This window comes from Streptomyces sp. NBC_01476 (genome assembly GCF_036227265.1).
In the GTDB taxonomy this organism is placed as follows: domain Bacteria; phylum Actinomycetota; class Actinomycetes; order Streptomycetales; family Streptomycetaceae; genus Actinacidiphila.
In genome coordinates this window covers 4,049,738-4,062,306 of the sequence record NZ_CP109446.1, presented here as the reverse complement: position 1 = coordinate 4,062,306, position 12,569 = coordinate 4,049,738, and the positions used below count along the sequence as shown (strand labels likewise).

The 12,569-nt window shown below is 65.0% G+C and carries 9 protein-coding genes and 3 pseudogenes; 7 read left to right on the top strand and 5 right to left on the bottom strand.

What is annotated here, in order from left to right; translation table 11 throughout:
* Positions 1 to 7: 7 nt before the first annotated feature.
* The 4 genes and pseudogenes from OG552_RS17740 to OG552_RS17725 form a co-directional block, all read left to right on the top strand.
* Positions 8 to 547, top strand: a complete 540-nt coding sequence (locus OG552_RS17740; protein ID WP_329134044.1) for a DUF6344 domain-containing protein — start codon at positions 8 to 10, stop codon at positions 545 to 547.
* A gap of 798 nt (positions 548 to 1,345) precedes the next feature.
* Positions 1,346 to 2,167: pseudogene (locus tag OG552_RS17735) on the top strand (RNAseH domain-containing protein).
* 268 nt (positions 2,168 to 2,435) lie between these two features.
* Positions 2,436 to 2,885 carry a hypothetical protein gene (locus OG552_RS17730; RefSeq protein WP_329134042.1) on the top strand — a complete coding sequence of 150 codons (450 nt, stop codon included), beginning with the start codon at positions 2,436 to 2,438 and terminating at the stop codon, positions 2,883 to 2,885.
* A 64-nt stretch (positions 2,886 to 2,949) separates the two neighbouring features.
* Positions 2,950 to 3,171, top strand: a pseudogene (locus OG552_RS17725) (LLM class flavin-dependent oxidoreductase); the annotation flags it as partial.
* 60 nt (positions 3,172 to 3,231) lie between these two features.
* On the opposite strand, the gene OG552_RS17720 reads toward OG552_RS17725, so the two are convergent.
* Positions 3,232 to 4,377, bottom strand: a complete 1,146-nt coding sequence (locus OG552_RS17720) for a Fic family protein (RefSeq protein WP_329134040.1) — start codon at positions 4,375 to 4,377, stop codon at positions 3,232 to 3,234.
* A 157-nt stretch (positions 4,378 to 4,534) separates the two neighbouring features.
* Positions 4,535 to 5,518 carry a hypothetical protein gene (locus OG552_RS17715; RefSeq protein WP_329134039.1) on the bottom strand — a complete coding sequence of 328 codons (984 nt, stop codon included), beginning with the start codon at positions 5,516 to 5,518 and terminating at the stop codon, positions 4,535 to 4,537.
* A 193-nt stretch (positions 5,519 to 5,711) separates the two neighbouring features.
* Between OG552_RS17715 and OG552_RS17710 the strand changes: the two are divergent.
* Positions 5,712 to 5,960: pseudogene (locus tag OG552_RS17710) on the top strand (LLM class flavin-dependent oxidoreductase); the annotation flags it as partial.
* A 79-nt stretch (positions 5,961 to 6,039) separates the two neighbouring features.
* Here OG552_RS17710 and OG552_RS17705 read toward each other — a convergent pair.
* The 3 genes from OG552_RS17705 to OG552_RS17695 form a co-directional block, all read right to left on the bottom strand.
* Positions 6,040 to 6,945, bottom strand: coding sequence for an LLM class flavin-dependent oxidoreductase (locus OG552_RS17705; RefSeq protein ID WP_329134037.1), 906 nt, complete (start codon positions 6,943 to 6,945; stop codon positions 6,040 to 6,042).
* A gap of 323 nt (positions 6,946 to 7,268) precedes the next feature.
* Positions 7,269 to 8,366 (bottom strand): DUF4062 domain-containing protein, encoded by a 1,098-nt coding sequence (locus OG552_RS17700; protein ID WP_329140903.1) that lies wholly within the window; start codon positions 8,364 to 8,366, stop codon positions 7,269 to 7,271.
* Positions 8,363 to 9,133: a transposase gene (locus tag OG552_RS17695; RefSeq protein ID WP_329133610.1), complete on the bottom strand. Its 771-nt coding sequence runs from the start codon at positions 9,131 to 9,133 to the stop codon at positions 8,363 to 8,365. The genes OG552_RS17700 and OG552_RS17695 overlap by 4 nt, the downstream gene beginning before the upstream one ends.
* Before the next feature lie 194 nt (positions 9,134 to 9,327).
* Between OG552_RS17695 and OG552_RS17690 the strand changes: the two genes are divergently transcribed.
* The gene (locus OG552_RS17690) at positions 9,328 to 9,795 is read left to right on the top strand and encodes a hypothetical protein (RefSeq protein WP_329134034.1); all 468 of its coding nucleotides are present in this window, start codon (positions 9,328 to 9,330) and stop codon (positions 9,793 to 9,795) included.
* A gap of 575 nt (positions 9,796 to 10,370) precedes the next feature.
* Positions 10,371 to 12,566 carry an ATP-dependent nuclease gene (locus tag OG552_RS17685; RefSeq protein ID WP_329134032.1) on the top strand — a complete coding sequence of 732 codons (2,196 nt, stop codon included), beginning with the start codon at positions 10,371 to 10,373 and terminating at the stop codon, positions 12,564 to 12,566.
* Positions 12,567 to 12,569 lie beyond the last annotated feature (3 nt).

Sequence of the window (12,569 nt, the reverse complement as noted above, 5' to 3'; positions counted from 1 at the left end):
TCAGGTCATGGCTGTTACCGGAGAGATCAGGACGTTCTGGGGCGCGCTGCTCAGCGTGCTGCTGAAGTGCATCGCCGCGCTGGGGTTCGCGACCCCGGCGAACCGCACCGTCGCCGCCCACCCGGTGGCGGTCCTTCCCGAGGCCGGCCGTCCGGCCGCGCCCCGTACGGTCGCCAAGGAGGTGGCCGCGGCGGCTCCGAGGGTGCCGGCGCCACGGAGCTACGAGTCGTCCAGGCGTGAGCGCACACTCCCGCCCACGATGAAGCAGCGGATCAACGCCGAGGCACACGGCTCGTCACCGAGCGCCCGCAGCGTACGTACCGGGGACGTGACCGAGGAGATCACCGCGGCGCTGGCCCTGGCGGACGCGGCGGCGAGTCCGTCCGGCACCGTCCGTACCGCGCCCGCCGGCATCCCCCGAGCCCGTACGGCCGCGACCCCTACCGCTCCCGCCCGTATCGGCGCCCCCCGTACCGCCCCCACCGGCACCGCCCCGGCCCGTACGGCTTCCGCCCGCACGGCCGCCCGCACCGCGGTCCTCCGCTGACCGGCCCCGACGGACCGGCCGCCCGAACGGGACCGCAGGGCTCAACACCGCCGCACCGCCCGCCGGCGAAGCGTCATCCGGTGGATGCCGGTCGCGGTGGCGGACACCGGGCCGATCAGCCGCCAGCAGGTCAGTACCGCAACGACAGCAGTGATGGCGACCGTACGGTTGTCCGACGCGATCGCCCGTATCAGCCCCGTATCAGCCCGGTGACACCGAAGGCGACGGCTACGACGACCGTCACGGAACTCCTCCGGGCCATGCCCCTCACGTGGTAGGCACAAAGCAACCGCAGAAGGACCAGGAAAGACCACCGAACTTCAGCGGTATGGAGACCATCGGCGCGGACTCGCCGATCCGCTTCACACCGTCAGTACCGCCAAGCAGCCGCAGCGCCGTGCCCAGCCGGACACCAGCCGGACACGGAACGCCGGCCGCTCGCCGGATGCCAGGCTGTGCACCGATGCAGCGGCGCCGCGGTGACGTACGTGCCCCCGCACGACGGCACCGCCAGGAGCAGCAGCGGCACCGCGTCCTGCGCGGAGATCGGCGCGTGACCACCCCGCGCCCCCTCCCTAGGCACCGCGTGCCGGCTGCGCCCACGCCGCCGTCACCCGCCCGGCGCCCTCGTACCCGCGCCCGCTCAGCGGCCGGAAGCAGATCAGCCCAGGTTCGCGCCGCGGCACCGTCCTGAAGTCGTAGTGGCCGGATCTGTTGCATGGGCACTAACAGGCGGATCGCGCTCTGACTGATGGGCGTACGGCACACGCGCAACCGATCTCGGCGCGAGCGCGCCGAATGGGTGCCGTACCCCACGCTGTTGCTGCTGCTCTCCCAGGCAGCGGAACCGGTGGCGGGAGGAGGGACCGATACAGGAGGCCCTGGCGAGGGCGCGGCTACCCGGGGAGGGCTCCGGGCCTCCGCCCGCCGGGCGTGGAGCAGCACAGGCAGCGAGAGACCGAGCGCCAGATCCGCGCGCTGCTCGTCCAGCTCCGCGACCGCCCGACCCTCCTACTGGTGGACGCCGGGAATTTGCGCCAGTGCCGGCTCGGCCTGCGCAACGGCGAGTTGGTCCGCGACATGCTTGGCTTCGGCACCGAACCCGCCCAGCGCCACACGCTCTACGGCGATGACCTGCGGGTGGTGCTCGTACGGGACGCCAACGCGTGGGAGGAAGTTGCGGAGTGATACGCCCACGATGCCAAGGGTGGGGTCGGCTTTGCCGAGGGCGCGTGGGGGGCGGCGGACACGGAGAGCCGTGTCTTCGCCAGTACGGCCTCGAAGCCGCACACGGTGGCGATACTGCCGAAGGGACTCATGAAGCTGGCCCCCACGGCACAGGGCCGAACAGCACCGGGGAAGACCGCCTGGAACCCAGGGCAGCTGGAGATCACCGTGCTCGGCTGCCTGTCGGAGAAGGCGCTGGCAGACTCGGGGCGTGATGGGGACGCACCTGACCGGCCGGCGGAGTGGGCGACGCTCACACACCAGCTGCGTTACCACGACGACTACCCACCGCTCGCTCGACCCCTCCCGCTGCACTTGGCGCGTCTCGCCGGTCAGTACGTGCTTCCGGTGGCAGGAACGAACCAGGCGGGGAGCACGCCATCCGCTCCATGACCGAGGCGCCCACGCGGGCGTCCCAACGATGGACGCTGATAGCAATCATTGTTCCCCCGTGTGAGTGCCAAAGGTTGAACGTGACCGCGGCCGACGGCGTCTGGGCCGGTGCTGGCTGGAATCACCACGCGCACCTGGCTCGCCCCCGCCTCGACCGCGGCAACCAGGAACGGTTCCGGGGAGTCGAGGTCGCGGCACTCGATGGCGAATGCGACTGCTGCGATGTAGGGTCCGTGCACGTGATCACAGCAAGACCGGGGGGTAGGCAGTGACCGCAGTGGTGGCAGTGCTGGCGGAAGCTCCCGTGTTCGGCAGAGCGGGGAAGCTCGGTGTCGTCATCGACGGGCACAAGGTCGGTCCGGTCCGGCAGGGGGAGATCGCCGAATTCACGGTTGAGCCGGGTCCGCACACTGTGCGGATCACCGGCGGCGGGAGCAGGTCGAACGCTGTCGACGTCACCGTGACCGACGGTGGGGAGTACCGGATCGTCAGTTCCAGCACAGGGCTCGGCGTGGCCGCGGCGATGGTGCCATTGTTGGGACTGATTCTCTGGGCGTTCCCTGGGCTGGTCTTCCGCCTGCGGATCCATGATCCACGTCCGGCGCCGGCGCCGGTACCCGTGGACCATGTAAGCGATGGCGACGCGGGTGGCCCGACCGGTCTGTGGTGGGAATCCGACCCCGTTCTGGCCAAGCGCTACCGCAAAACCGCTGAGTGACCAGGCAACCGCCCTTCCCGAGGCGTCCGTCGCGGCCCTTTAGGCGCCGCGTAGGCTCTTCCTCATGCGTCTGAGCACCGTGATTCTGCCGATCTACCGCTGGAACGACGAGGGGCGGGAGGTGTGGCGGCGGGCTGAGGAGCTGGGGTTCGAGAGCGCCTATACCTACGACCACCTGTCGTGGCGGGTGCCGTTCCGGGATCGGACGTGGTTCGGGGCGGTTCCGACGCTGACCGCTGCCGCGACGGCGACCGAGCGGATCCGGTTGGGGACGATGGTGACGTCGGTCAAGCCGCGTTCATACGTCTCGGGCTGACCTGCGGGGAATCGCTGATGTCCCGGTGAATCAGCCCTCTTGGCGCCTGTACGGATTGATGAACGGCTTGGTTTCGCGGCTCACCTCTGCTGTCACCGGGAGCATGCGGGGGCCGGCGGTGTAGTAGCGACCTCGAGCTTCTCCATGTGAGTTCAGCCAGCCCAGCGCTACCATCTGGCGCATGTCCCGGATGGACTGCTGTTCGCTGAGCTCGGCATCGATCTGGTAGAGCTTCCTCCGTACCTTCTGGCCGAGGAATGCCGGCAGCAGTGCATAGGTGGCCCGTTCATCCAGACCTGACTGTTCGGCTTCGCTGGCCAGCCGAATCCAAGCACGAGACAGCAGTTCGACGCGCCGTTGCGCACCTTGCGCCTGGCGGTGGTGTGCGGTGAGGCAGAACTTGATCCACTGATTGGTGTTCGTCGTGGGGTTCCACTCCGGGCCACCCATCAGTTCCAGAATCGCGTAGTAAGCGAAGGTGTTCTGTCCACGGCCGAGCCACTCCTCGATGGAGGAGAACTCGGGAGGCATGAGCGCTTCGCGGGCGAACACCAGCGTGGACAGCGCCCGCGACATGCGACCGTTGCCGTCTGCCCAGGGATGAATCTTCACCAGATTGAGGTGCGCCATAGAAGCGCGAACATGAACGGGGGAATCCAAGTCACCGTCGTTCAACCAGGCGATCAACTCGGACATGAGTCCCGGTACGGCATCCTTGTCCGGCGCGGTGTACACCGGCACCAGTTCATCGTCCGGATGGGAGATGTAGACCGGTCCTCTCCTCAGCCTGCCAGGGCGTTTCCCCGGTTGATGCTCTTGGACCATGTAGTGGAGACCGTTTATCAGGCCCATGTCGTAACGGAATCCGTCCTCGGCATCGGAGAGCGCCTGGATGTACGTCATCGCTCGTCGATAGCCTTCGATCTCATACCGCGTCTCGTCGCTGGTTTCGAGCGGCGCTTCACCGGCCATGAGGGCTTCGACGTCGTCCACCGTTGCCCGGTAACCCTCGATCGTGTTCGATCCTGCGATCGCGCGCGCGGTGAGGTTGCGTCGTAGTTGCTTCGTCCACCGTTGTTGGGGACGGACATGGTGCCGCAACTCTTCGCGCATCTGCTCGATCTCCTCAAGCACTAGCAGATCCGCGTCATCCAAGGCCGGCGTTTCGTACAGCATGCCTCAATGACACCATGATTGTGTCATCTAGGCAATCACCTGCACGTCGAGGGGGCTGTTCTGCTCCACTGAACCTTGACCGTTTGCCACTGGCCCGTGACCGGCGGCTCCCTCCCTTCTTCGGCGACCTTCGTACAGCGGCTATGGCTGAGGACGGTCAGGGTTGTTGCGCCTTCCCCTGGCCGTCGGCGGCCTCGGTTACTTCGGCCTCCCGACGGTTTTTCCGCTGCGCGCGGGAGCCGGTCCCGCGGGGCTGGTCGCCGCCGTTGCGACGGGGTGGTTCGTCGCCAGTTCCCGCTTTGCTGGGGAGCTTGGTGACCTTCAAACCGGCGATTCGGCCCCGGGTGTCCTGGCCGGTGTCGCAGGTCAGGAGGCGCACGTCGCGGCCGGCGAGAAGCCGGATCGTTGCGGCGCGGTCGATGATCTCGTCATCTTCGATGGGCAGGCGTGCGTGGCCGGGCTGGTCGAGGACGATCTCCACGGTGACCCGTCCGCGGATGGACTGGCCTTCGCCTGGCGCCGGAGGGTGCAGGGTGCCCCAGGTTCCCGAAGTGATCGCCTCGTCCAGCCGGCCGAGTGTGTGGCCGGCCCGCCACCTGGGATGTGCACCGCCCGTCTCCTTGAGCCGGTCGAGTTCGTCGACCACAACGATCGGGAACAGCAGGAGGATCTGCTCGTCGACCGGCAGGCTCATGACCTTGTGGAGGTCGGTGTCGGCGAGGGGCTGGGGACTGTTGAGGTAGAAGCTGGAGTCGGCGACGGCGAGCCACATCGGCCCAACCCAGCGCGTCATGTGTTCGTTGAGGATCGTTGCGGCCGTACTGAGGTCGGCCTCGCGGTCGGCGAGTTCCTGGTTGACCAGGCCGTTTACGAGGCGCTGTTGGTCACTGCCCGTCAGTGTTCCGCAGGCTCCCAGCAGAGCGTAGTAGCGACGTGTCTGGATGAGGCGGTCGATGTCCCTTTCGCTGACCTGGTCTTGCAGGAGCCGGGTGGCGTCAGTGACCCACTCCAGGTACTTCAGGAGCCGCTGGTAGGCGGTGGCGGGGCCGGCGCCCCGGAGGTTGGAGGCTTCCAGGCGGACCTGCTGGAGGGCCTTGAGGATGTTGTCTCGGTGGGCGCCGGGCCGCGGGGTGATGAGCATGGGCTGATCGTGCCAGGGCGTGGCGACGAACGCGGTGGGCATGGTGAAGGAGGAGCTGGGTTGGCGCCTGTACCGAGGTCTCCGGGACTGGAAGTAGGCAGCCACTGGTCAAACTCCAGCGGCAAACGGTCAGGGTTCACGGGCACCGACCAGGGGCGCTCGGCCGGCTCGGCCGGGCCGTATCGTCGTCCTCATGCGTCTGAGCACTGTGATTCTGCCGATCTACCGTTGGAACGACGAGGGGCGGGAGGTGTGGCGGCGGGCTGAGGAGCTGGGGTTCGAGAGCGCCTATACCTATGACCACCTGTCGTGGCGGGTGCCGTTCCGGGATCGGACGTGGTTCGGGGCGGTTCCGACGCTGACCGCTGCCGCGACGGCGACCGAGCGGATCCGGTTGGGGACGATGGTGACGTCAGTCAAGCCGCGTTCACGCATCACGGTCTGAGCTGCGGATAAGGCTAACTCTGACGGCTATTTCGGACATCGCGGTTTTACGGAGCCAGTGATGACAGTGTGGCAAGTCAGCTGAGCTGGGCGGGGGCCTCGGTGGCGATCTGCTCGAAGATACTGGCGTCGTGGCCGAAGATCGTGCCGGGCACCGGCCAGTGCAGCACGATCTCGTCGATGCCGGCCTCGGCGTGGCGTCCGGCGAAGTCCACGAAGGCGTCCACCGAGGTGAGGGGCTCGGCGTAAGCGGGAGTGAAGCCGGTGAGGAAGATCTTCGGCACACCTGCGGGGTCGCGGCCCTCGGCGGCGAGGGCGGCGGAGACGCGTTCGACCTGGCCGCGAATGGCGGCGAGCGACTGCTCGGGGGTTCCCTCCTCGAATACGCTCGGGTCCCCGGTGGTGACCCACGCCTGCCCGTACTTGGCGGCGAGCCGCATGCCGCGTGGCCCGGTGGCGGCCACGGCGAACGGCAGGCGGGGGCTCTGCACGCACCCGGGGATGTTGCGCGCCTCGACGGCCGAGTAGAACCTGCCGCTGAAGCTGCTGCCGCCCCGGGTCAGCAGTCGGTCGAGGAGTTCCACGAACTCGCCGAACCGGTCGGCGCGCTCCTTCGGCGGCCAGGGCTGCTGCCCGAGCACCTCGGCGTCGAACCCCGTTCCGCCGGCCCCGATCCCCAGCGTCAGCCTGCCGTCGCTGACGTCGTCCAGCGTCATCAACTCCTTCGCGAACGGCACCGGATGGCGGAAATTAGGAGAGGTTACGAGGGTTCCCAAGCGCATCCGCTCCGTCACGCCGGCCGCGGCGGTCAGCGTCGGGATGGCTCCGAACCACGTCCTGTCCCGGAAAGGCACCCGCCACGACAGGTGGTCGTAGGTATAGGCGGCGTGGAACCCCAGCTCCTCGGCCCGCCGCCACACCTCCCGTCCCTGCTCGTGCCAGCGGTAGATCGGCAGGATCACAGTGCTCAGACGCAGGCTCATGCGGCCGAGCCTACGGGTCCGTATACGGAGAAGGCGGGACAGTCCTGAGCAACGACGTTGATGGGGCCGGCGCCTCCTGTCCCTGGCCAGGGTTGTGCGCCACTTGTCCAGGGCGTAGGTACACGCAGCGCGGTCCACCGCGCGAGAACCGCCCGCACCTGTGCGTTCGCCCGGATGGCGGCCAGTAACACCTGCCCGATGCCACCGCTGGCGCGGCCGATTCTCCGTCGTCCGCCTCGTGACACGGATGATCTCCGTCGAGCCTTCTTCACACTTCCCTGTGCAGTACGGGTATCTGCCGGATCAGTGGAACCACACCGCAATTACCGCGTAATCTGGGCAAATAGTGTTCGGGAGAGATCGCTCGCGACTTCGTCGGCTCCATTGTCCAAGGCCGTCAAGTTGACGGACTCGTCCGGTGCGGTGCGTAGGTTGAGCGAACGGCCAAAGCCCAGCGGCTGAGCGCGAGTCCGCGAGCGATGCGGATCAAAGGTGTCGACGCTGATGAGCCCGTCTGACGACACACCAACTGCTACGACGACATGCCCCTGCTGGATGATGCCCAACGCTCCAATGAACCGCAGCATTTCCGCGACCTGCTGCGGTAGCACCTTGGAGTCGAGAATTGATCCCATTTGGTCTTTTGGCAGCGTTGCTCTGGTGGAGATCTGACCTGTCCTGTATAGCCGAACTTCCAGGATCTCGCCGGCCAGAGGCTTGTCCCACGTCCGGCGCTGATCGCTCTGGATACTGACGGCCGAATGGTCCTGATATCTGGAAGGGATGAGCGCGACGTCATTCTTGATGTACTCAGTCCTGCGAACACGGTTCACCAACGACTCAATGAGTCGCTCCATTTCGCGAGCAGAGTATCCGGGGTGATTTAGAGGCAGGACGTGGAGTTCGAGCTGAGGGCCTTGATAGCTAACAGAAGGCGCCCTGCTGCTGTTTGTGGCCCAGTTCAGAGAAGGCGGCTCGGCCAACCTCTTGAATTCCAGGGGGGATGGTTGTGACTCCAGTTCGCGCAGCCCTTGGGCGACCTTGGTCTGAAGTTCCAAGCTGTTCTGGAAGGAGTCCCGGAACACGCCCGTCGCGTACGCCTCCACGATGCGTGTGAACTTGTGCTGCTCGGGCTCGAACGTCACCCCAGTCTTGCGGTAGACGAGCCGCCGCATGCCCTTCTGCTGCGCGTGCACCCATTCGTCATGAGTGGCCGACTGACCAGTCTCCGGGAACACATGACCGTAGTTGGGACCCAGAAGGAGCAGGCAGACATCTGCTGACTCCAGAGCAGTCAGGCACGCCTCCCTGCTGGGAGTGGCTTGGGCTGAGAAGTCCTCGAATCGCACCGGCTCATGACCTAAGCGTTGTCCCGTAAATGATCTACGGCGTGCTGGTTGGCCTGCCTGCTTCTTCGTCAGCCGGTCAGGGTGAGGTTGTGGAGGCGGGCTATGCCGAGCATGGCGTGGTGCACGCCGTCGCCTTTGAGGCGGCAGTCGCGGAGGATCTTCCAGGTCTTCATGCGGGCGAAGGCGTGCTCGACGCGGGCGCGGACCTTGCGGTGGGAGGCGTTGTGTTCCTCTTTCCAGGCGGGGAGTTCGGCCTGGCCGGGTTTCTTGCGGTGCGGGATGATGAGGCCGGTTCCCCGGTAGCCGCCGTCCGCGATGACCGTGGTGCGGCCGACGGCGGCCCTGGCGCCGGATTCCTCCCATGCTGTGCAGTCGTTGCGGTTGCCGGGCAGGGGCTTGCCGACGGCGACGACGAGCCGGGTGTCGGCGTCGATGATGACCTGGTGGTTGGTGGAGTACCGGTAGTTCTTCGACTGCGCGGCGACGCTGTGGTCGCGGGTGGGCACCAAGGTGCCGTCGACGATCAGCACCGTGTCCTTGCGGAACCGCTTGCGGGGCTCCAGCGCGAGCATCGGGCCGAGGTGGTCGACGATGCGGCCGGCGGCCGACTTCGAGACGCCGAACAGCGGGGCGAGCTGGCGCAGGGTCAGGTTCGTCCGCCAATAGGCCGCCACCAGCAGGACCCGGTCCTCCAGGGGCAACGACCACGGACGACCCTTGCCCACCGGATCAGCACCCTCCCGCCGCAGGGCCGTGACGAGCTTGCCGAACTGCCGAGGGCTCAACCCGCTGAACGGGGCTATCCACGAGGGCTCCGACGCCGCGATCACACCAGCCACGGCAAGATCATCTCACCTACGACCAGCACTTACGGGACAACGCTTAGCGCCGCGATCAAGCCGGGGAGAGAGTCGCGCTCTTCCTCCAGGCCCTTCCGCACGCTGCTGATGAAAACTCTCACGCTACGGTGTCTCCCCTGGGAGAGGTTTGTCTTTGAACCAGGGTGGTTCGTGCACATGGTATCCGGACGCGGGTGGAGGCGGAGTTGATGGCCGGGATCTCGGAAGAGGCGATACGCGCCTACTGGAAGGAACATCGGGAGCAGTTACGCCAGTGTGAGACTCAGCGCTCGACGTTGACCAACCTCCTGCTCGTCATCACGGCTGCCTTGAGCGCCCTGATCGTGCAACAGCACTTCTCGCTGTATGTCATGCCCTTGTCCGTTTTTGTCGTGCTGGCCGGGCTGTATGGCTCGGTGGCTGTGTCGAAGTACTACGAGCGGGCTTCCTACCACCTGTCTCAGGCGCGGGCCTTGACCAAAGACCTCGTTGGGCGTGGGGTATTGGGCACCGACGAGAGGCTGGTACAGGCGCGAGCAGATCACTACCGTGCCTTCCCCCGGATGCATCGCATCCGACTTCATCGGCTGTGGGTGGTCCTGCACCTCGCCATCGTGCTCTATGGGTTGTCGCTGCTGTCCGTATGCGTGGCGATGGCCTGATCCGGGAATGCCCCCGGAACATCCATCCGGATCTACGTCCGAGCCTCCTTCCGGGATGGGCCGGCGGACCACGATCTCGGTGAAGCGCTGCCCGCGGTGGCGTCCGTCATGAGGACCGAGACCCGCGGAAGTCCGCTGACCTCATGTCGTTGCTGGAGCATCCAAGCCCCCTTCCTTCTTGCGTGGGGCGGCGAGCCGTGACGGGGTCTCCCATGAACCATGCGATGAAGTTCCACTACGTCTCCACAGCGGCGAGTTCGAGTGCGGTCGCTTCGGCATTCGTTCACATGGCGGCCAAGTGGATGCAGTCGAGGGTGGGATGGCGTCCGGCGACAGGTGTTCGGGCCGTCGGGGGTTGGTGATCTCAGCGGCGGACAGGGTGTAGCGACGGCTGCCCACCCCCGGCCCGCGAAAACTGACGGGTGACCACTCAGGATCGAAGTCGACTGTCGATGGTGGAGGTTGCGCCACCGGCTCTTCGGCAGTGCCAAGCCTTGTCGTGATACCAGCCGTGTTTCCAAAAGTGGTTAAGTCCTGCGGAGGCGGCCCGCGGGACACTACGATGTTCGCTCGGCTTGATCATCCTCTGGAGCACCATGCGCCTCGAACATATTTCCATCGACAACTTCCGTGGCCTGAGCCGCGTGGACATGTCATTCTCCCGATTCGGCTGCCTCATCGGTGAGAACAATGCAGGGAAGTCCTCGGTGTTCCAGGCCCTCAACATGTTCCTGCGCTCGACCTCTGCGGTCGACACAGACTTCTTGAATCCAGCACGGCCCATTCGCATCCAACTCACCTTCGCCGGCATCGGGGCGGCAGATCTGCAGCGCCTCGAAGAGAGCCATCGATCACGCATCGAACTTGTGGTGGTGGACGGACGCCTCACGCTGGCAAGGACGTACAGCGGGGCTGGTAAGGGCGCCATGTCGGTAGTCCGGAAAGTGCCGAGCGACCCGCGCTTCCGCAAGGATGCTCTGAAGGAGGTACTTAGGCCCAAGATTTCCGTCGAGGAACTCGAAGCAAATGTGCAGCGAACTTATCCCGAAATTTTTGCGAGACTTTCTGGAAAGATCAACCGTGCCGCCGTGGGGCGGGAATGGGACGAAGACGTCGCTGCCTTGAAGGATGACGAATATACAACAGGCGACGATCCGCTGATGACAGGCTTGGACAAATCGATCGCTCCTCTGCTGCCGGAGCCGATCTACATCCCGGCCGTAAAGGAACTCAACGAGGATCTCAAGACCAGTTCGACAGCAACGTTCGGACGCCTGCTGTCCATCCTGTTCGAGGACATCGAGCATCAACTGCCGCAACTGGAAGCGTCTTTCGAGGTGCTCCGCAGCCAGTTGAACGTCGTATCGCAAAAAGATGGTAGCGAGTCGGATGGCCGACTGCAGGAAGTCCGCGAGATCGAATCGCTGATCCAGCGAAACCTTCAGGAGTCCTTCCCCCGTGCAAGTGTCCGTCTGGAGATCCCTCCTCCACGCCTGCGCAGCCTCCTGGAGGAGGCCCAGATTGCCGTGAACGACGGCATCAGTGGCCCCTTCAAAACCAAGGGCGACGGTCTGCGTCGGTCGGTGGTTTTTGCCATCCTGCGCGCTTACGTGGATCTGAAGACCGCGAAGCCGACCCGGCCGGACAGTGCCCAACAGCCCTGCCTGCTGCTGTTCGAGGAGCCCGAGGTTTTTCTGCACCCACAGGCTCAGCGCAAGCTTTTCGAGGCCCTGACCGTCTTCTCCGACTACAACGATGTCCTGGTCAGTACGCACACGTCGGCTTTCTGTGCGCCCGGGGCCACTGGCACCTTCGTGAAGGTCGTCAAGGACCATAAACTGCAGCCGCCAACCAGTCGGACCTGCGTAATTGACTTGTCCGATATGGACGCCCGCGATCAGTTTGAGATCATCACGCACGAGAACAACGAGGCAGCGTTCTTCGCCACGTCGGTGCTCCTTGTCGAGGGTCCTAGCGACCGCACTCTCATCCCTCATCTCTCGCGTACCCTCAGCCCCCAGTGGGACTTCGACAAGCATGGTGTCGCGATCGCGAAGGTCGAAGGAAAAGGCAGCATCGACCGGTACCGCAGATTCTTCCAGCGCTTCGAGATGAAGGTCGCGGTAATCGCGGACCTGGACGTCGTTCTCGCAGGATTCGACAAATTGGGAGCCAGCGACGATAGCCGTCGACTGCGTGACCGGGTCGCCTCCAAAGTCAACGAACTGGTGGAGGAGGAAGAAATCAAGGTATCCGCTAACTCCCTCAGGAGTCTCAGGAAAAGCGGCAGTGCGCGATCCCTGTGGGACCACGTAGAGCTCAAACATAAAGAATACGACCAAGGATTGTGCGGTTTCGAAGAACTGAATGCGGCAGTCAATATGTTCTTCGATCGCAGCACTTCAGATGTTCCTCGGCGGATCCTCGAAGCAGCCGAGGACCCCGAGTTGAAGGAATTGAAGATGGAGCTGCTTAGAATGCTTAGGAATGAAGATATCTACGTGTGGGAGCGCGGAACGATCGAGGCTTATTATCCCGAACTCCAGGCCAATGAGCCGGGTAACAAGAATGACCGTGCGCGCAACTTCTGTGAGCGCTACACCACCGCCGATTCCATCCGCGGGCTGCCCGTGTTCAAGGAATCAGAAGTATGCGAATTTGATCTCATCTTCGAAGATTTCTTTGGGACGTCACCGCTGCAGTCGGCAGGAGTTGATGTGCCCCGACAAATCGCGGCTGGTAATCCGGAACCCGCACCTGCGGCAGTGTAGGAC